Genomic DNA, 19942 nt, shown 5'->3' with positions numbered 1-19942 from the left:
CCTTCCGTCAGTTCATGACCAGGCCGCCGTCGACCACAAGATTCTGGCCGGTGACGGAACGGGCCCACGGGGAGGCGAAGAAGAGGATGGCGTCAGCAAAGCTGGACGGAGTTGTTACCCGGCGCAGGGGCGTGGCGGCGGCGATGTAGTCAAAAACCTCCTCCGGCGTGGCGGCGCTGGCGTCGGTGGTGCGGAGCAGCCCGCCTGAGACCATGTTCACCGAGACGTTGTGCTGGCCCAGGTCCGCGGCCATGGTCCGGGTCAGGGCCAGCAGCGCTGCCTTCGCTGCTGTGTAGTCGTGGTAGGGAACCACCGGGTTCTGGAACAGGTTGGTGCCGATGTTGATGATCCGGCCGAACCCGGTCTCCAGCATGCCCGGCAGTGCCTGCTGGGTGGTGTTGAGCGCGCCGCGGACGCTGCCGGAAAACTGGGCTTCGAATTCCGGCCAGGTGATGCCGGCCGCGCTAGAGCGGGCGTCACCGTTGAAGGAAAAGTCCGCCAAGGCGTTGTTGACCACGGTGGTCACGGGGCTGCCGAAATGCTTCTGGGCTTGGGTGAGCATGGCGGCCACCTGGTCGGCGTCGGTCACGTCCGCCTGCAGGGCCACAGCCTGGCCGGGGCCGTACTTTGCTGCCAGGGCTTCACTCTCCTCGGCACTGTTCCGGTAGTTGATGACAACCCGGGCACCCTGTTCGGCAAAGGCCTGGACGATGCTGTGGCCGAGGCCGCGTCCGCCGCCGGTGACGAGGACGAGCTGTTCTGAAATGTGCACGGTTTCCCGCTTTCTATTCGTGGGAGGAAGAGAGCACTAGCGGGTTCCAGCACGGCCCGGGCACAGGCAGCCCAAGGCATGGTGAGGCGTCAGGCGAATAGTCATCCGCGACATCCCTTCGCTAGTACTAACTAGATCAGGTTCAACGGGTGTTATCTCAGCCCCTTGAGCGGGGCACCCCGTGTCACTAACGGAAGACTCTACTCCGCCGGGGGAAGCGGAAGAAATGTTGTGCCGCACCGCGACAGGAGCAACGACTACGCCAACAGCGTCACCCAGCAGGCTGCCACCGGGATGATGGGCGGTGCGGTTGGACCAAAATGCGACACTTTTGGCCCTGTGCCCGCCCTGATTTTCCTCTCCGCGTGCGCCAGGCCCGTCCGGGCCACCCATTAGTGACGCAACAGGTCGCCGTTTTTCTGTCGAATGTTGGTACTTTGTGATTGCCGTTCCGCAATGTGCGGGCCGGGGGACCCATCATTCGGATTTGAAAGGCATCACTTATGAGCACACCTCAGTACCAGCCGCAGTACCAGGGCTACCAGCAGCCCAACACGCCGGCCAAGACCAACACCCTGGCGATCATCGCGCTGGTCTCCTCCTTTTTCATCAGCCTGCTCGGCGTCATCCTGGGGCACATCGCGTTGAACCAGATCAAGACCACCGGCGAGGGTGGCCGTGGCTTGGCCATTGCCGCGCTGGTCATCGGCTACGTGTCGATGGCACTGGCCGTCATCCTGATCATCATCATGTTCGCCACGGCTGCCGCCTACCAAGGCTGACCACACCACAAGAGGACCCTATGCCCGGAAAAGTCCGGGCATAGGGTCTTTCTGTTGACGCGACAGAAATGCTCCTCCAGATATGCAGGCTTGAATCGTGCCAAAGCCTGCATACCTGGACAAAAACTCCGAGTGGTGGGGCTGCTGTCAGGCGGCTGACCCTGCAGAGGCGAGCGCCGCCGTCGTGGTTTTGAAGTGACCCAGGAGCGTCTCCACCAGGTGCGGAGCGAAGTCCTCCTCCAGCGAGAGCACCACGCGGCACCGCGCGCCCTTCACCTCCGGGTACCCCGCGTACAGCCCGCGCATGTCGCACACGGTTTGCCCACGGCTTGGCCCGTCAGAGGTGTCGACGGCGGCGCGCACCACGGGTGCCAGCGCAGGCTTAACAGCACCGACAGCGAGCGCCGCCGCCAGCGGATCGTGCATGGCGGAGCAGGGCCGGCCGTAGATCCCCTCGTAGAACCGGAAGTAGTAACCGAGCATCTCCCCCAGCGCCCTCGGCACCGCCCCGGCAGAAGCCAGCAGCACCTGCCGGTGCGACTCCTCCAGAACAGACGCCATGGTCACGTCAAGCGGCACCAGCGTCACGTCCCAGTCGGCGGCCAGCACCAGAGCGGCGGCCTCAGGGTCGTGCCAGATGTTCGCCTCAGCCACGGGCGTGATGTTCCCGGGCGCCAGCGCGGCCCCGCCCATCACGGTCACCGACTCCACCAGGGACGGCAGCGCAGGCTCCAGCCGCACCGCCTCAGCAACATTCGTCAAAGGACCGATCGCCACCACCCGCAAGGAACCAGGGTACAAACGTGCCAGCCGCACCAGCATCTCCGCCGCTGACTCGGCAACAACAGAAGCAGCAGAAGGCTCCAGCGAAACCTCCCCAACACCGTTCTCCCCGTGCACCCATGGCGACCCTCCGCCAAAAGAACCAACAAGCGGATCGTGCGCACCAACAGCCACGGGCACGGAAGCAGCCCCGGCCAACGACAGCAGGTCAAGGGTATTCCGGGCACCAACGGCAGCACTCACGTTCCCGCTCACCGTCCCGATCCCCACCACGGAAGCAAGAGGTGAGGCGAGCAGGTAGGCCAGGGCGAGGGCGTCGTCGATGCCGGTGTCGCAGTCCAGGTAGACGGGGGCAGTCACAATAAATTCCTTTGAAACAAATAGCGGGGTTAGACCGTCTCGCCCTTGGGGGCGGCGACGAAGAGGCTGACGATGAACGCGGCGGCGGTGATGCCCACCGAGATCCAGAGGGCGGTGGCGTAGCCTGCCGAAGTACTGAAGGCGGCGAACGGGGCCACGAGCACGACGCCGAGGCTCGCCCCGATCCCGAACGACGCACCGTTGATGCCAGGCAAGGAAGCCGGGGCCTCCTTCGGCGACAACAGCACCGAGAGCCCGTTGATGGCGGTCAGGAAGAAGCCGTTGTAGAAGATCCCCAGGCAGGCAACGGCAACAAACACCGCCGCAGGGCTGGAAGAAAACAGCGCCGCGACCACGGCACACACCAGGCTCAGCGAAGTCCCCAAACGCAACGTGCGCACCCAGCCCCGCCTATCCGCCAGCCACCCCGCCAACGGTGCGGCGAAGACGCCAATCAGCGCGGCGGGGGTGAGGAACAGCAAAGCGGAGATGGAGGCGGAAAGCCCGAAGCCGCCGTCGTTATCCTGGCTCAGCAGCACCACGGTGAAGTTGATGACCGCGAAGATGCCGGCGAGGGTGAGGACGGTGGTGGCGATGACCGGCCACACCTGGCGGGAGCGCAGGTGGTGCACGGCGATGAGCGGGTGGCTGCGGCGCTTCTCGATGAACCAGAATCCCGCAAAGGACAAAACGGTGCCGGCCAGCAGGGCCAGGGCGGTGGGCGACGTCCAGCCGGCGGCCGACCCGTCGGTCACGAAGTACGTCAGGAACACCAGGAACAACGACAGGGAGCCGGCGCCCCACCAGTCCATGGCGCCCCGCACCCCTACAGGCCGTCCGGCGGGTACCAGGCGGAAAATGCACACAGCGGCGATGGCGGTGAGGACGAGCACGACGACGAAGATGGACCGGAAGCCGAGGGTCTCGGCCATGAGCCCGCCCACGTAGCCGTCCACGCCGCCCACTCCCCCGTTGATGGCGGCGATGATGCCCACGGAGGTGCCGAAGACCTTGGCCTGCAGGTTCTCGCTGAGCACGATGTAGGCGAGCGCGAACACGGCGCTGGAGACGCCCTGCAGGAACCGGCCGGTGACCAGCAGCGGCAGGGTGGGCGCGGCGATGCAGAGGATGGTGCCGGCGCCCATGATGCCCAGGACCAGCAGCAGCGCGGCGCGGCGGCCGATGAAGTCGCTCCACCGGCCGATCACGGGCCCGGCGATGGCGCCGGCCAGGAAGAACATGGACTGGACGGGGGCGGCGCTGTCCGCGCTTTCGCCGAAACTGGCGGCGATCTGCGGCAGCGCGGGGGTGACCATGCTGGCGTTCAGCTGGAAGGACAGCACGCCCAGCAGCAGGGTGGAGATCAGCAGGGCGGCGCGGCGGCCGGAGAGCTTGGCCGCGTCGCCGTCGGGAAGTACGACGGCGGCGCCTCCTTGCGCGGGAGGCGCGGCTGCGGCGGGGGTCGGGGTGTTCACATCAAACTCCTTTGTTCGAGCAGAAGGGGATCATCTTTCGTGGCGTCGAGTTGTTATACAACCATGTATGACTCACAAGTACAACCTTGCGCTACACTTTTTCGAAAGCCCGGCCGCTTCCGGCCCTCCCCCCTGAGAGAGTTTTCCCATGAACACAACACGTCCTGCTGTCACTGTGGTCGGCAGCATCAACCTGGACCTGATCGCCACCGCCGAACGGCTTCCGACGGCGGGCGAAACCATCGGCGGCGCCGTCCTGTCCGAACAGCCCGGCGGCAAGGGCGCCAACCAGGCCGCGGCCGCGGCACGCCTGGGGGGCAGCGCCCGGATGGTCGGGGCCGTCGGGAACGACGCGTCCGGGCAGCGGATGCTCGATGCTCTGGCTGCTGCCGGTGTGGATACGTCCGACGTGGCCGTCCTTCCCCAGCCGACCGGGACGGCGCTGATCGTGGTGGACCGCGACGGCGAGAACCAGATCGTGGTGTGTCCGGGGGCCAACTCGCACCTGTCGCTGGACGGGGTGGAGTTCGGCCCCGAGGAGACGGTGCTGTGCCAGCTGGAGGTCGGCCTGGACGTGGTGCTCCAGGCTTCGCGGAAGGCGCAGGGCTTCTTTGTGCTGAACGCCGCGCCGGCCATGGACCTGCCGGCGAAGCTGCTGGAGAGGTGCGACCTGGTGATCGTCAACGAGAGCGAGTACGCCCTCATCCCGGCCCTCGCCGAGGCGAAGCTCGTGGCGGTGACCTACGGCAAGGACGGCTCGGCCATGTTCGAGCATGGCCGCAAGGTAGCAGAGGCTCCATCCGAGGCGGTGACGGTGGCGAACACCGTCGGTGCCGGCGACGCCTTCTGCGCCGCCCTGGTCCTGGCACTGCGGAGCGGGCTGGACTACACACGTGCCCTGGCCGTGGCTAATGCCGTGGGTGCCGATGCCGTGGGTGATCCGTCGTCGCAGCCTGATTTGGCACACCTGGGCCACTACGTGGAGCGGGCTGCTGCTGCTTCGGGCGCTTCCTCGTGACTGTCACTTTGCCGTTGACTGTCACCTTCCGGCGGGCGGTGCCGGGGGACTTTCCGGAGGTCCGGCGCATCACCCGCGACGCCTACCTCCGGGCCGGGCACTTCACCGACAATCATCCGTACATGAGTGTGCTGGAGGATGTGGAGCACCGCGTCGAACATGCCGAGGTGTGGGTGGCGCAGACCGCCGGGAAGGTGGTTGCGGCGGTGACGCTGACATTCGCCGGCCAGCCGTACAGCGAGATCGCGCAGGACGGGGAGCTGGAGTTCCGGATGCTGGCGGTGGACCCGGCTCAGCAGGGCGGCGGAGTGGGACGGGCCGTAGTGCGCAAGATCGTGGAGCACGCCCGGCAAGTGCCCGGCATCGAGGCGATCAGCATCACCAGCGCCACGTTCATGGAGCGGGCCCACGCCCTCTACGAGTCCTTGGGCTTCCGCCGGGCGCCGGAGCGGGACTGGTACGTGCCCGGCGAGAACGTGCTGTTGTGGGTGTTCCGGCTGGAGCTCCGAGGCTGAACGTGTTGAAACCCCTGCCCGAACTTGCAGGCTACGACCGCCACCGCTAGGAGACCGGGTTTGCTGTCCGCAAATGCGCGGCGCGAGGAGATTTACCACCTTGCCCTGACCACCGGCCTGGCCTGCGTGAAGGAACTGTCGGCCCGATTCGAGGTGACGGCGTCCACCATCCGCCATCACCTTCGCTGCTGAATCCCAGGGGAGGCTGGCACGGAGGTGCGGTGGCGCTGGCCGCAGGCTCGGAGGCGTCACTGCGGCAGCCTCACCAGGGAGGCGTTCGAGCAAAAACACGCGATCGCGCGCTGGGCGTCGTCAGTGATCCGGCCCGGGGAGAACATCCTCCTCGACGCCGGCTCCGCCGCGAATTTGTTGGCGCACGAGCTGCGCGGCTTCCAGAAGCTGTCAGTCACGACGCCGGACATCAACACTTTCCAAGAACTAGCCGACTGCGAGGGCCCTCTGCTGGATTCTCTACTTCCTAAACCGGATCGTGAGCGCCCGGATCCGGCGCCATGGAAATCGACGGTCGGGAACGCCGAAGCAGTGTACCGGCTTGTTTGTGAAAGTCTTGGGGTGACCCCCCACGGTACCGCTACGCCTCCTCGCCGTCCGGCCCTGCGTCCTCGATCTCTCCACGGGCGATCCGTTCAGCGGTGCGCCGGTAGGCTTCGGCGATGTAGTCCTCGACGTCTTGCCGCCCAATGCGCCACATGCCGCGGCCACCAACCTGAAAAGCCCGCAGCTCACCGATCTTGATCAGTGCGTGGATCTGGTTTGGCTTCACGTTCAGCTCTTCGGCTACCTGGGTGGGAGTCAGGAAGCGGCGCATGGATTCATCAGTCACTCGGCCATCCTATGTGTGTGAGAAACTTCTCGGCTCGCTCCACGTGCGTCCCGGTAAAGCCAAGGTCCGGATCGCGCTGCTTCAGGTGGACGGGCTGGGCATGCTCCTCGCCCCATGCCTTGGCATCGCGTCCTGTCATGTCATCGACCCGCACCACGGAGTCCCAGTCGGCGTCCCCGGCGACGGTGACATCTCTCCTGCCCAGCCAGCGCTGCAGGTCCGCGGTTTCGGTATCGGGGCGCCGGCGTCAGCATGCCGAACACCATGGTGATCAGTGAGCTGATCCGTGACGAGCTCCAACTGCGCCTCCAGGCCGGCCGCTACATCCGTAGGCCAGGTGGACAGGGCGCACTTCTCATTTGAGGGCCACAACAGTGGCCGGTCACCGCCGCTGTTCGGGCACACCGAAGGATTATGGATTCGTCAATGTCGAGCAGGATGACCGGCTTCACAATGCCCCTCAGTTCGCGATTCTCTTGTGTCCGTGGCACGCCCTGGCGGGTAGTTCCGCTTTGGTGATAGCCGCCGGACAGCCCAGCTGCCAGCAGCCTGAGGCAGAACGATAGCCAGGGAACGCCACCAGCCGAAACAAGCTCCACGAAAACCAAAGGGCACCCGCGAAAGCGGGCCCACTCCCCCAGGAACATTCGCAGCCGCCGCCAGCCCATCGAAAACTAACAACCCAAACACTGCTTGCATTCATGCCGGCGGCTTTGCAGCCGGGCCGTGGCCGCGAGCTGACCAGTATGGACAGGCTCCGGCGCCAGGAGGCCCAGCTGCACGACGGAACAACCGCAAATATCGCTGGACAAGCCAACGAACAGTAGTAGACCAGGCAGAAAACCCCGACAGCAGCCGACGGCACCACGAGGCCACCAGAGGCCATGTCGGTAGCTTGGCTATTGTGGCACTATGACTCATCGCACCATCGACCCCCGTATTAGCCTTGCGCTCTCCCTGCATGCTCAGCCGGGCGTTTATGCCCTTCTTATCGGCTCCGGAACATCTACGGGTGCCGGCATCCCCACGGGGTGGGGCGTCATCAAGGATCTTGTGCGGCAAGCGGCGGCGGCGGCTGGCGCCCCAATTAGCACAGACGCCGGTGATGCAGAAATAGATGCATGGTGGGCAAAGCACGGCGATGGCAATGAACTTGGCTACTCTGGGCTCCTTGAATCCCTAGGCCCAACGGCTGCCGCGCGTAGTGCGCTCCTGCACGGATACTTCGAGCCCACGGATGAAGACCGGGCTGATAATCGCAAGGTGCCAAGCCGGGCGCACCACGGGATCGCGGAACTCGTCCGCCGAGGAGCCATCCGAGTCATCCTTACGACCAATTTCGATAGCCTTATTGAGCAGGCGCTAGACCAGGCATCTGTTCCTTATCAGGTGCTGTCAACCGAAAACGCGATAAAAGCACGCAAGCCTCTCCATCATGCCGGGTGCACCATTATCAAGCTCCACGGCGATTACAAGTCTCTTGACCAAAAGAACACGCTTGCCGAGCTTACCGATTACGGGCCCTCCACCCACCAAATCCTGCAAGAGGTTATCGAGAACTTTGGTCTGATCATCAACGGATGGTCGGCGGACTGGGACACAGCTCTGGTGGAAGCTCTCGAAGGCCGGCAGAGCCGGCGCTATCCCTTGTACTGGTCCACCTTGTACGGGCTAGGGTCTGCCGCCGGCGCCCTGATCGAACAACATGCGGGCGCCGTCATCAGTAATGTCACAGCAGATGAATTCTTTCCAGACCTGCAACAGCGCCTCGATTCGCTGGATGCCCTGGCGACGCCAGAACTGACCGAAGACATGGCCATCGCCCGCCTAAAAAGACTCCTGCCCTATAGAGAGTCCTACATTGAAATCCGAGAGCTCCTCGCAGCCGAAATCAGCCCCATCGCCGCATACATCCGCGAGCGCGGAGTGACGGGTCCTTCCGGGGACTATGCAGCCGTTTTCGACAACGAATGTATATCTCTCCGTAGTAGCTCTCAGACACTGGTGCGTCTCATTGCTTCCGGCGTAGCGCTTGATCGGGACCGCATCCACGCCGATCTTTGGGTGTGGGCAATTCAACAGCTGTTGAAGGTCAGGCTGCCGGTTTCTTCGTATTCAGAGGCGTGGTACAACCTCGCGCACTACCCAGCCCTCCTTGCCCTTCGGGCCGTCGCCATGATTGCTGTCACCGAAGAAAGGGAGGATGTGTTCATCCGTGCGGCAACTGAGCCGAAGTGGAAGGACGCGTACTCTCAGCGCGATCCTGAACCCGCCTTCATGGCACTGCAAGACGAGATCGTTGTTGACTACAACCTGGCGAAAGCAGCACCACGTTGGAACGGAAGTTCGTGGATCTACCCTCAAAGCGAATTGATCGCGAACGACATGCAAGAGCTGATCGGCCACCTGATCGGGTCTGGCGACGACTTTAAGCGGGCTTTCTGCCAGGCCGAATACCGTATGGCCCTGGCCCACGCGTTCCTTACCAACGAACGCAGTAGGCCCTCAGCCGGGAAGTATCTCCATGCAGCCCGTACGAGGATTTCAAGAGATAAGAACGCCTGGCGAAAAGACTTTGAGCTGCACGGCGACCACCAGGCCTGGAACTGGTCACCATCACCTGACGGGGAGCCAGATTTATTTGCCACAAAGTTAGATGAACTGGACTCCGTCCTGGCCGGGTTGGAGCGCTGGTAGGGACTCTGGCCACGCCAGTAACGCTGCACCCGCGTCATTAAACCCCGGTCTGAGCTGCCCGCTTCCTTGCACGGGTTTCTTTCGTCTTGTCCCCGGCCAAGCGGTAAAACTAACCCGTACAGACAGGAAGAGCGGACGATACCCGGCCTAACCCTGTGAGCATTTAGGGTGGGAGTTGATAGGACGACTATATTGGAAGGTTTCGCTTTGACTGAGCCCTGGCTATCGGCGGACGACGTGGCGACTCACCTCGGCGTCGCCAAGGACACCGTCTATGTATGGATAGCCGAGAAAGGCATACCGGCCCACAAGATTGGCCGACTGTGGAAGTTTCAGGTCAGCGAGATTGATGAATGGGTCCATAGCGGCGGTGCAGCAATTGACGATGGAAGTACGGAGCCCTCATGACTGACCCTCGGAATTCGATCTTCGATGTTCTCCAGGTGGGCGCCACCGTAATAGGACTGGCTGGGCAGGAGCCAGCGAAGATTGTCGCGGTAGAGCATCTTACTGATGATTCAGCCAACGTGGCGTTCAGAACGGCGGCTGGACTCGTAGAGAAGATCGTCTTTGCAAACGCAATGGATCATCTGCGCAGCGTCAAACCCGGGATTGCCTTCAGCTTCGACGCGGAGCCGAATGCCTTTCTACTTGCGGCCGAAGCAAGGCGCATGCGTTTGGCCTATCTGTTCGATCCCTTGGCGGCCCTCGGGACGAGCGATGTTCAGCCCCTGCCCCATCAGCTCCGGGCGGTCTATGGAATCATGCTGGAGAAACAGCCCCTCCGGTACGTGCTTGCTGACGACCCTGGAGCCGGCAAGACCGTTATGGCCGGCCTACTAATGAAGGAACTTCTTCTGAGGGGCGACGCCGCGAACGTGTTGGTGGTATCCCCAGGTGTACTCGTCGATCAGTGGGACGAGGAAATGCGGGAGAAATTCGGCCTAGAGTTCGAAATGCTGACGCGGGACAAAGTACTTAATGAAAGCAACCCATTCGCCCGTGGGGGCCTCTGGCTCGCACGCCTGGACATGCTTGCCCGCAACAGCGAAGGCATCCTCGAAAAGGCCTGCCAAATCGACTGGGATCTAGTCATTTTCGACGAGGCGCACAAGATGTCTGCCTCCGTCTGGGGCAGCGAAGTGAGGAAAACTAAGCGCTATCAAATGGCCGAAGAGATTGGGCAGCACACCCGAAATCTCCTTCTCATGACAGCGACCCCGCACTCCGGGAAGGAAGAGCAGTTCCAACTCTTCATGGCCCTTCTCGATTCTGACCGCTTTGAGGGGGTGGCACGGGAGGGTACTCGCAGAGTCGACGTGTCAGACCTAATGCGACGCCTGGTCAAAGAGGAACTTCTGACATTCGAGGGCAAGCGCCTATTTCCAGAACGCTTTGCATTCACGGTTCAGTATGAGCTGACGGCCGCGGAGAAGAATCTTTACGCTGCTGTCACCAGCTATGTCCGTGAGGAAATGAACCGTGCTGACGCAATCGAAGGTGACAATCGGCGCCGCACTGCGGTCGGCTTCGCTCTGACCACGCTTCAACGCCGGCTTGCTTCGTCGCCCGCCGCTATCCACCGTTCCCTAGAAAGACGTCGCCGGAGGCTGGAGTCAGAGCTTGAAGATGCACAACTGCTCTCCAAGAGGATCAGTGACGATGTTGATGTGGTCGATGTGGACGACTTCGAAGAGCTGACAGACGAAGAACGCGAAGCATTGGAAGATCGGGCAGTGGCTGGTGCCACCGCCGCCCGTACTCCCGAGGAGCTCAAAACTGAGATTGCCGTCCTAGACCGCCTGCTTAGCCAGTCTCTGGCAGTGAAGTCCTCCCCCACCTATGCCAAGTGGAACGCCCTACGGGAGACGCTCGACGACAACGAAGAAATGCGTGATGACACGGGCGCACGCCGTAAGGTCATCATTTTCACCGAACATAAAGACACGCTGAATGATCTGGTCTCCCGTCTTACTCAACACCTCGGCCGAGACGACGCTGTCATCACCATACATGGCGGAACGAAGCGTGAAGACCGCAAAAAGGCAAAGGAGACGTTCGAACAGAATGAACGTTGCATATTCCTGATCGCCACGGACGCTGCCGGTGAAGGCGTAAACCTCCACAAAAACGCACACTTGTTGATCAACTACGACCTTCCATGGAACCCCAACCGGATAGAGCAGCGATTCGGACGAGTTCACCGAATCGGCCAACCCAACACCTGCTTCATGTGGTCACTAGTAGCGGAAGATACACGGGAGGGTGACGTTTACGGACGTCTCTTGGAGAAGCTCGATGAGCAACGGGCTACTTTAGGTGGACGTGTCTATGACGTACTCGGTCAGCTCTTCCAAGGGAATGCCCTTCGTGATCTGATGATTGCCGCCATTAAAGAGGCAAACGCGCCCGAACGGCAGCGGTATCTCACGGAGGTAGTCGATCCGAAAATTTCCGAAGGCATACCAGAACTGCTGAGTGCCAGCCAACTCGTTCCGTCGCAGATGGAACAATCCGAAGTGAACGAGGTGAGGCGACAAATGGAGCGGGCAGAAGCAGCTCGTCTCCAGCCACACCATGTGGAGGCCTTCTTCCACAAGGCATTCGCTGATGCGGGTGGCTCGCTCCGAATGCGTGAGAATCACCGCTTTGAGATAAAACGTGTCCCCGGGGAAATCAAGGAACGCGATCGAGTCACAGGTTACGGTCAGCCGGTCGTGGATGCGTATCACCGGGTGGCTTTTGATCCGCAATACGTCAAGGTCGAGGGCAATAACCACGTTGCCACGCTGCTTCACCCAGGGCATCCACTGATGTCTGCAACGATGAGTGTTGTTTCAGACCGGCACCATGAGGCTCTGCAGCGTGGTGCCATCCTTGTTGATCGATCGGATCTTGCTGTCCAGCCTTATGTCATCAGCTTGTTAGAGCATGACGTCACAGACGGCAGGACGGGACGAGATGGTCAGCCGCTAGTCGTTTCTAGACGCGCCCAATACGTTCGATCAGACCCAGACGGGACAATTACGCCGTTGGACGGCTCTCCAATCCCGAACTTCGAGCCGGCGGATGGTGGGGAGCGCCAACTGGCTAAAAAGGTATTGGCAGAGCCGTGGGCACAATCATCGGATCTAGACGCAAGGGTCATCCGTCAAGCATCCGTCACCATCGCCCGCAAGCATGCAGAAGATGTCACTCAGCGCACGCTTGCCCGAGTTGAAAAAACCAAGCGTCTAGTCCGGGAGCGGCTTACGCGCGAAATCAACTACTGGGACCAACGTGCCTTCGAGCTCAACGAGCAGGAACGCGCCGGTAAGAGAACGAGACTGCCCGCATCACAGATGCGTGATCGGGCAGAAAGCCTCGCCCGTCGCCTAGACCGCCGTCTAGATGACCTGCGGAAGGAAGGCGATATTTCAGTCCGGCCTCCCCGGGTAACCGGCGCCTGCTTGGTCATAACTCAGGGTTGGTTGGACGCCCAAATCGATCCCCAGGGTGCAGACGCACGGGCAAAGGAAACTACGCGAGTCGAACGACTAGCGGTTGATGCAGCACTCCGAGTTGAACGAGCGTTGGGCCATCGTCCTACAGAAATGCATCACAACAACCCCGGATATGACATTGAATCTGATACAGGTAACGGCCTCGACTTCATTGAAGTGAAGGGACGGGTCCTTGGCGGAAGAACCTTTGTTCTGACCCGTCAAGAGGCGGTCACGGCACTTAACAAGGGCAGCCATTCTGTTTTGGCGCTTGTTCAGGTGGCCGCCGACGATTCGACCAGTGTCAGATATCTACGCCGCCCAATAACACAACCCCTCGACCCTCGCGCAGCTCGCGTTGAGTATGACTGGGAACCCTTCTGGAATCAAGCAACAGAGATGAGCCAACAGTGAGCGAGACGGCCCGCAGGAAGAAGTTGATCGAGGTCGCCCTGCCTTTGGACGAAATAAATGCCGCGTCGAAGGCTGACAAGGAACGCAAGACCGGAACCGTGCGCAATCTCCATAAATGGTTCGCGCCTATGCCGCTGCCTGCATGGCGTGCACTTCTATTTGCCGCGTTAGTCGATGATCCCGAAGACGATAACCATCGCGTGTATTTGCTTGATCTAATCAAGCGCCTTGTCCAAAATGGCGCAGACCTGCCGGACCAGTCCGATATCGCAGAAGCGACTGCGATCCTGGCTAAACAATTCCCGGACGGACTTCCGACTGTGATGGATCCCTTCTGTGGAGGCGGATCAACCCTTATCGAGGCTCAACGTCTTGGGCTCCCTACATTTGGGTCAGACCTAAACCCGGTTCCGGCACTGATCAGCCGTACCCTCACTGAAGTCCTGCCCCATGTCTATGGCACTCAGCCGTTGCGACCTACAACATTCCCTGAAGGAGAGCTCGCTCTCGGGCGAGTCTATAAGGGGTACGAAGGTCTAGCTGAGGATGTGCGCTTCTACGGCCAAGTCGTGTTGAACCGCGTTTCTAGTGCAATAGCTGATGCCTACCCAGCTGATACCGCAGAGATTCCGGTGGCCTGGCTCTGGGGCAGGACTGCAAAGTGCGTCAATCCGGCCTGCGGAATCGAAACTGTATTGGTCACCTCTCTATGGGTTTCAAAGAAGCCAGGGGATTTAGCTTGGATGGAACCTGAAGTCTTCGAGGGCAAAGTTCGGATGCGTGTCATTTTCGGGCAGCGCACTGGTGCACCGCCAAACCCGCCGAAGGTGGGGCGTGGCACGAGCTTTGCTTGCCTCGCGTGCAGCAGTGTTCTAGGAGACGCCACTTTGGTGGAGGCGGGCCAACGAGGCGAGATTGGGTATCGGTTGCTCGCTGTAACCTCAACCGTGCGAGGCCGACGCGTCTATCGGGCAGCTACGCCAGCCGAGGAAGCTGTTGCATTGGAGGTACCGGTCCCGGAGGACATTGCCGATATTCCTCAATCAACAGACACTAGATCCTTCTCTGGCCCACGTTTTGGGTTCCCAAATTTTGCTGACTTATTTATGCCCCGCCAACTCCTTGCGTTGGCAGCTTTCGCAGATCGAGTGGCAGAACTCCACTCAGAACTTATCGAGTCTGGCGTCGCAGAAGACCGGGCGAAGGCGATCGTCAGTTTGCTTGGCCTAGGCGTAGGCAAGCTTGCTCACGGAAGTTCTACGCAGAGCAGGTGGAAGTTCGATTCCCGTAGTGGAACCGCAAAGGCAATCTCAGCATTCGCACGGAACGATCTGCGGTTGACGTGGGACTTCGCTGAGGTCAATCCTTTATCTGATGGTGCAATGAGCTGGCTCCAGTCGCTTGACACCCTGCTTGACGCTCTGCCCTATGCGCCGCACGGATCGGGAAAGATCCGCAAGGCCGACGCGAGAGTCACCGCCCCTGGTTCGTTGGCCCTTATCGCAACAGATCCCCCATACTTCGATGCGATCGACTACGCCGATCTCTCTGACTATTTCTACATGTGGCATCGGCGAGCGCTTCGATCAGTTCATCCAGACCTCTACGCCACAGTCGCAACGCCGAAAGCGAGCGAACTGATATCCAGCCTCAGTCGGCATGGCTATGACAAAGAGGCAGCTCGTGCCTACTTCATTGAGGGGTTCACGGAGACATTCAAGAATCTCGCCCGTTCGTCGGTCCCTGACCTTCCTATGCTTGTTGTCTACGCATCCAAGGAGCAGAAAGCAGGCGAGGAGGAGACGCGCTGGTCGGCCATCCTTACCGCCATGGTGAACGCCGAACTGGAAGTAACCGGTACATGGCCGATCCATGGCACTGGATCGTCACGCATGATTGGAATTGGTACCAATGCCGTTGCTTCCTACATCGTTATGAGCTGTCGGCCACGTGCAAGCAGTGCCATAACAACCAGCCTGTCAGACTTCACCAGGGCACTTAGGCGTGAGCTGGGTCCCGCAGTCCGAGACCTACAAGCCTCGTCGATCCTTCCGGTAGACCTCGCCCAGGCAGCTATGGGCCCTGGCATGCAAATCTATTCACGGTATAGAGCTGTCTTGGATCAAGCTGGCCGGCCCGTTCCCGTTGAGCATGCTTTGCGACTCATCAATGCGGCCCTGTTCGAGGTGCTGGATGAGCAGGAAGGCGAACTAGATCGTGAGTCGCGCTTTGCCGTTCGCTGGTGGGAGACGCATGGCTGGGAACCAGCGCCCTTCGGAGAGGCGGATAAGGCAGCCCGTCCATTGGGGATCAGCGTCGATGACGTAGTCCGGGCCCAAGTCGCTACGGGGCAGGCAAACCGAGTCCAACTGCTTGGACGAAGTGGCCTCAGTCGAGACTGGACGCCTTCGTCTGATGTCGCCCTTACTGCGTGGGAGGCGGTTCATCATCTGGCAGATCGGTTGATTGATGGGGGCGGTGAATTGGACGCGGCCAGACTTATGGGTCGTCTCGCGGCGATACAGGATCCCGCAATGGCGTTGACATATCGGCTCCACGATATCGCTGCTAAAAAGGGCCGGACATCGGACCAGGAGCGATACAACGCACTAATCAATTCGTGGGCAGAGCTGGTGAGGTTAAGCGGCGATGGCGTCGCTTCTATAGAGGAGTTGTTCTGAGATGGCGTCGCTAACGAACAAGGAACGGGTCGGCCGCGTACTCGATTTGGTGGCTGATGGACTTGGTCCCTGGATGACCACGCTATTGCACAGCAAGTATGGCGCGGATTGGGCAGCCAAGGTGGGCGGGACACCCGGGTTGACTGGCAGGGACGCAACCCCCAACCAATCCGACCCGGCGTATTTGTTTTGGGTTTTTGATAAGCAGTGGCATGCAGTGTTCAAAGACCACTTGTCGTTCGAGGATAAGCGAGCGACTTCAGCGTTGTGGGATGCTCGAAAGGAATGGGCTCACGGCGAGCGCATCTCGTCAGAGCGCACGGAGCGAGTGCTCATGGACGGCGAGCATATCCTGCGCTCAATTGGTGCTGTGCGGCAAGCGGACAAGGCTGATGAGATGCGCCGAGAGTTCCGTCGGATCATGTTTGAAGAGGACCAAAAGCGGATTCAACGTGCCCAGGAGAAAGCGCTCTCGGTCCAAGTCGACTCCACGGGGCTGCCGGCGTGGCGTGACGTTGTTGAACCTCACGACGACGTTGCTAGAGGGACTTTCGAGCTCGCACAGTTTGCGGCTGACCTGCGGCAAGTCCATCAGGGCGTCGCTGGCCCTGAATATGGAGATCCGGCTGAATTTTTTGGCCGTACCTACATCACTCGCGGTCTTCGTTACTTGTTGGAGCAGGCCATTAGGCGCTTCGCGGGGACCGGAGGCGAGCCCGTGATCGACCTAATGACCACGTTCGGCGGTGGCAAGACCCACTCACTCCTGGCGGTTTATCATGCCGCTGCCGGTATGCGGGCGGAACAGCTTCCAGGTATGCGAGATTTGCTCGACAGCGTTGGCATCGCCGAACTGCCTGCGAAAGTAAGCCGCGCTGTCCTCGTTGGGAACGACCTTTCAGTGCTGGGATCGCAGAAGTCCGATGGAACCGTTGTTAACACCATGTGGGGTGAACTCGCGTACCAGCTTGGTGGGCGCGAGGGGTACGACCTGTTGGCCAGGTACGATCAAGCCTCGGTGCCTCCTACTACGACCGACTTGGCTACGCTCCTTACCAAATATGGTCCTTGCATCGTCCTCATTGACGAATGGGTGGCGTACCTCCGGCAGCTCTGGTCATTGGAAAAGGCGACGCCTGCTGGAACCTTTGACGCCCATATGACCTTCGTGCAGTCATTGACCGAGGCCGTAAAGGCAGTCCCGAACGCGCTGCTTGTCGTCTCACTGCCAGCGTCTGATGTTGTACGGGATATGGCTGGCGTTGAGATGCCGGTCGAAAACGAGCATGAGATTGGCGGGACTGCAGGTTTGGAAGCCCTGCGCCACTTGCGTTCGGTCATCCATCGGGTTGAAACGCCCTGGCAACCGGCCACGATCGAAGAATCCTTTGAGATCGTCCGACGCCGAATTTTCAAGTCCTTTGGCAGCGAACAAGATGCAGCACGCGACCTCGTGGTGCAAAAGTTCACCGAGCATTATCTTCGTTATGCCTCCGAGGTGCCCAGTGAGGTTATGCAGCCTGGTTACCGCTCGTCGATGCGTACCGCATATCCAATTCACCCGGAGTTGTTTGATCGGCTCTACAAGGACTGGTCCACACTTGAGCGCTTCCAGCGAACACGAGGTGTACTGCGTCTTATGGCCACAGTCGTTTATGCATTGTGGATAAGCGGTGACCGCTCTCCGATGGTCCTTCCTGCATCCATTCCTCTCGACAACGCCAAGGTGTTCGATGAATTGGCGAATCATCTTGACGACTCTTGGAAGCCGATTGTGGACGCCGATGTGGCTGGTGAAACCTCAACGGCTAACGTTGTTGACAGCGAAATTAAGATCCTAGGCAAGTCAATGGCTACGAAGCGTGCGGCCCGCTGCGTCTTTCTGGGCACTGCTCCGCTCGCGAATCTTCGACAGCGGGACGGCAGCGCCGGGACAATACGTGGAATTGAGCAGAAGCGTGTTGTTCTGGGCTCGACCTACCCTGGTGACAATCCCGCCCATGTAACGGATGGGCTGCGCCGCTTAGGCGACCTGGGCAAGTATATGAACCGGGATCAGGACCGTTACTGGCTCTCCCTCCAGCAGACGGTTGCCCAGATCGTTCAGGAACGTGCCGATTCCTATCACGACGACCAGGTCTTCGATGAGCTGGCAAGCGTTGTAAGGCAGGAAACGGACAAAGGGCTTTTCGAACGAGTCCACCGCTTTCCCCCCGGAAGCATCGATGTCGAGGACGATGCTGGCATTGCACTTGTGATTTTTGGGCCTGACCGGCCATTTTCTAAGCGGGCGAAGTCAATGGCCGAGGACGCATCACTTGACTTCCTCAACAAGCGGGGCACGAATGCTCGAATCCACAAGAACAGCCTTGTCTTCCTGGCTCCGGAAGTTGACCGAATCGACGTGCTACTCAATGCTGTTCGACACCGTATGGCGTGGGAGTACATTCTCGGGAATCGCGACTCACTGAACCTAGACCAGCACAACATTAAGGTCGCGGAATCACGGGTAGCGCAGGCCAAGCAGACGGTCTCGGACGCAATCCGAGAGGCATATCGATGGATTCTGGTTCCAACCCAGGAGCCGGGTTCTGCAGATATCTATCTCGAGCCCATCCTGATGAATGGAACAGGCACATTGGCCGAGCGTGTGACACGGAAAGCCGACGCGGGTGAGTTCGTTGTCAGATCGTTCTCCCCGTCATTGTTGAGGATCCAAATCAACCGGCTGAACCTGTGGAAGGAAAAGCCGTATGTTCCCCTTGACGTTCTTGCCGGCTATTTCAGCCAGTACGTATATATGCCGAAGGTCACCCAGCCCAAAGTGGTGATTGATGCAGTTTGGCGACTTGACGAAGTCCTGGCAATTGCGATGGATGGATTCGCCTACGCGGACGCATACGAAGAAGGCCGCTTCCTAGGCCTGACGGTTTCTGCTCCAACTGCAGTACGCCAGGGCGGGCTCATCGTCGACCCAGCAGTCGCACTCGAACAAATCTCGAAGGACTCCCAGCCGGAAGAGGAAGCAGAACCAGGTACGCCTGGTCAAACACCTAGCAATCCTGACAGCACACCTCAAAAAACGGGTCAAGACGGCGGCAGGGCTGACGACGGCGGAACGACGGGGAAGACACCCTCAAGGTTCCATGCGACCAAAGATCTAACGATCAACCGAGTAGTCCGCGACGTGGGGCAGATCTATGAAGAAATTCTTTCCCACTTCGTTACAAGCGCTGCGGCTGTTCGCGTTTCGATCGATATTGAGTCTGAGCAGCTAAACAAGCTAACTGCCGATCAGAGAACAGCGATCCGAGAGAACTTACGGACACTCGGGTTTGACGATGCTGACTGGTCGATGGACTAAAGCTGGAAATGACCAAACGCGGTTGAAAAACCCGCGACCCTATAACTCGGTCGCGGGTTTTCTGTTGATCGACTATTGGGGATGTCAGGACGGAGTTGGAGGCCTGTTGCCGTAGGCGTCGTTGCTCACGCGGTGGTCGGGACTTTCTTGATGCCGAACACTATTAAGACGAACATTATCGGGCCCAACTTCGTTTTGGGCGGGCCCTTAGGCCCTTCCTCTAGCTAAATCCCTTCGCTCTCGTGCCGTCTGCGGCCAAGGCACCATAGTAGAGTGCCGGAATCATCGTCGTCGCCCTGTCCCTTGCGAGGTTCCCAGTCTGACCCGACGCCAACCTGCATCGGTTTCAAGGTCCTGTCGTGGGTTGTCCTGGAAGAACGACCAGTGCGGTTCGCCCGACACGCGGCCATTCGGAGCAGGCCGGCCTCCAGTTGCTTTCTTGCTGGGCAGCACCTGGGGACGCTCTCGCTTTTCAGTTACTACCTTCTGCGTCTGCAATCGGTGTCTCGACTTCAAAGGCGTAGTTCCCTCCACAACTCCATTACGAGGTGCCTGCGGCTTTTTAGGCTTGCGCTTTACAGCGGAATTAGAGGCAGCTTTTCCGGAACCAGGACACAAACCACCATTGCGGGCCGAATGCGCGATGACCTTTCCCAATTCCGGCTTTGCCGTGAGGGGCTTGCCGCATGCCTGGCATCGCCATCCGGATCCCTTCGAACTAACCGCCTTCGCCACTTTCCTCCCCAAATCATTTC

At 60.2% G+C, this 19942-nt stretch carries 15 protein-coding genes, 1 pseudogene and 1 riboswitch; of the genes and pseudogenes, 12 read left to right on the top strand and 4 right to left on the bottom strand.

Translation table 11 applies throughout. The features are described from left to right. Window positions 1-7: 7 nt before the first annotated feature. The gene (locus FDW84_RS08145; RefSeq protein ID WP_138608352.1) at window positions 8-772 is read right to left on the bottom strand and encodes a 3-oxoacyl-ACP reductase; all 765 of its coding nucleotides are present in this window, start codon (window positions 770-772) and stop codon (window positions 8-10) included. Window positions 773-868: 96 nt separating this feature from the next. Then, a riboswitch (TPP riboswitch) is annotated at window positions 869-964 on the bottom strand. Between the two features lie 39 nt (window positions 965-1003). On the opposite strand from FDW84_RS08145, the gene FDW84_RS19300 reads away from it, so the two are divergent. Together FDW84_RS19300 and FDW84_RS08140 are read left to right on the top strand one after the other, a co-directional pair. Next, window positions 1004-1168, top strand: coding sequence for a hypothetical protein (locus FDW84_RS19300; RefSeq protein WP_171046721.1), 165 nt, complete (start codon window positions 1004-1006; stop codon window positions 1166-1168). Between the two features lie 107 nt (window positions 1169-1275). Next, entirely contained in the window at window positions 1276-1554 is a 279-nt protein-coding gene (locus FDW84_RS08140) for a DUF4190 domain-containing protein (protein WP_138138778.1), read from the top strand. Between the two features lie 147 nt (window positions 1555-1701). Here FDW84_RS08140 and FDW84_RS08135 read toward each other — a convergent pair whose 3' ends face one another. Then, window positions 1702-2697, bottom strand: a complete 996-nt coding sequence (locus FDW84_RS08135) for a nucleoside hydrolase (protein WP_138608350.1) — start codon at window positions 2695-2697, stop codon at window positions 1702-1704. 29 nt (window positions 2698-2726) lie between these two features. Continuing rightward, window positions 2727-4172: an MFS transporter gene (locus FDW84_RS08130; RefSeq protein ID WP_138608348.1), complete on the bottom strand. Its 1446-nt coding sequence runs from the start codon at window positions 4170-4172 to the stop codon at window positions 2727-2729. A 148-nt stretch (window positions 4173-4320) separates the two neighbouring features. On the opposite strand from FDW84_RS08130, the gene FDW84_RS08125 reads away from it, so the two are divergent. The 4 genes and pseudogenes from FDW84_RS08125 to FDW84_RS20015 all read left to right on the top strand — a co-directional run. Then, on the top strand, window positions 4321-5190 hold the full coding sequence (locus tag FDW84_RS08125; RefSeq protein ID WP_138608346.1) for a ribokinase: 870 nt from the start codon (window positions 4321-4323) through the stop codon (window positions 5188-5190). Then, window positions 5187-5705 (top strand): GNAT family N-acetyltransferase, encoded by a 519-nt coding sequence (locus tag FDW84_RS08120; RefSeq protein WP_138608344.1) that lies wholly within the window; start codon window positions 5187-5189, stop codon window positions 5703-5705. Before FDW84_RS08125 ends, FDW84_RS08120 begins: the two co-directional genes overlap by 4 nt. A gap of 60 nt (window positions 5706-5765) precedes the next feature. Further along, window positions 5766-5897 carry an ArsR family transcriptional regulator gene (locus FDW84_RS20020; protein ID WP_371419148.1) on the top strand — a complete coding sequence of 44 codons (132 nt, stop codon included), beginning with the start codon at window positions 5766-5768 and terminating at the stop codon, window positions 5895-5897. A 24-nt stretch (window positions 5898-5921) separates the two neighbouring features. Continuing rightward, window positions 5922-6140, top strand: a pseudogene (locus FDW84_RS20015) (hypothetical protein); the annotation flags it as partial. Between the two features lie 157 nt (window positions 6141-6297). On the opposite strand, the gene FDW84_RS08110 reads toward FDW84_RS20015, so the two are convergent. Continuing rightward, the gene (locus FDW84_RS08110; protein WP_371419147.1) at window positions 6298-6549 is read right to left on the bottom strand and encodes a helix-turn-helix domain-containing protein; all 252 of its coding nucleotides are present in this window, start codon (window positions 6547-6549) and stop codon (window positions 6298-6300) included. A 13-nt stretch (window positions 6550-6562) separates the two neighbouring features. Between FDW84_RS08110 and FDW84_RS08105 the strand changes: the two genes are divergently transcribed. The 6 genes from FDW84_RS08105 to FDW84_RS08080 all read left to right on the top strand — a co-directional run bounded on the left by FDW84_RS08105 (window position 6563) and on the right by FDW84_RS08080 (window position 19187). Beyond that, window positions 6563-6820 (top strand): hypothetical protein, encoded by a 258-nt coding sequence (locus tag FDW84_RS08105; RefSeq protein ID WP_171046720.1) that lies wholly within the window; start codon window positions 6563-6565, stop codon window positions 6818-6820. Between the two features lie 641 nt (window positions 6821-7461). Next, window positions 7462-9246, top strand: a complete 1785-nt coding sequence (locus FDW84_RS08100; protein WP_138608341.1) for an SIR2 family protein — start codon at window positions 7462-7464, stop codon at window positions 9244-9246. 207 nt (window positions 9247-9453) lie between these two features. Continuing rightward, complete coding sequence (locus FDW84_RS08095; RefSeq protein WP_138608634.1) at window positions 9454-9654, top strand: helix-turn-helix domain-containing protein; 201 nt, start codon at window positions 9454-9456, stop codon at window positions 9652-9654. Continuing rightward, window positions 9651-13142, top strand: coding sequence for a helicase-related protein (locus tag FDW84_RS08090; RefSeq protein WP_138608339.1), 3492 nt, complete (start codon window positions 9651-9653; stop codon window positions 13140-13142). The genes FDW84_RS08095 and FDW84_RS08090 overlap by 4 nt, the downstream gene beginning before the upstream one ends. Beyond that, on the top strand, window positions 13139-15823 hold the full coding sequence (locus tag FDW84_RS08085) for a DUF1156 domain-containing protein (protein WP_171046719.1): 2685 nt from the start codon (window positions 13139-13141) through the stop codon (window positions 15821-15823). Before FDW84_RS08090 ends, FDW84_RS08085 begins: the two co-directional genes overlap by 4 nt. A 1-nt stretch (window position 15824) precedes the next feature. Continuing rightward, complete coding sequence (locus FDW84_RS08080) at window positions 15825-19187, top strand: DUF499 domain-containing protein (RefSeq protein ID WP_138608335.1); 3363 nt, start codon at window positions 15825-15827, stop codon at window positions 19185-19187. The last annotated feature ends 755 nt before the right edge of the window (window positions 19188-19942 follow it).

The sequence above is a fragment of the Pseudarthrobacter sp. NamE5 genome (assembly GCF_005796225.1).
Taxonomy (GTDB): domain Bacteria; phylum Actinomycetota; class Actinomycetes; order Actinomycetales; family Micrococcaceae; genus Arthrobacter.
The sequence above is the reverse complement of the archived record's forward strand: the minus strand, read 5'-3'. Positions and strand labels throughout refer to the sequence as shown.

Coding starts and splice junctions, on each gene's coding strand:
- FDW84_RS08140 (WP_138138778.1), top strand. CDS start 1,276: ATGAGCACACCTCAGTACCAGCCGCAGTACCAGGGCTACCAGCAGCCC.
- FDW84_RS08125 (WP_138608346.1), top strand. CDS start 4,321: ATGAACACAACACGTCCTGCTGTCACTGTGGTCGGCAGCATCAACCTG.
- FDW84_RS08100 (WP_138608341.1), top strand. CDS start 7,462: ATGACTCATCGCACCATCGACCCCCGTATTAGCCTTGCGCTCTCCCTG.
- FDW84_RS08090 (WP_138608339.1), top strand. CDS start 9,651: ATGACTGACCCTCGGAATTCGATCTTCGATGTTCTCCAGGTGGGCGCC.
- FDW84_RS08080 (WP_138608335.1), top strand. CDS start 15,825: ATGGCGTCGCTAACGAACAAGGAACGGGTCGGCCGCGTACTCGATTTG.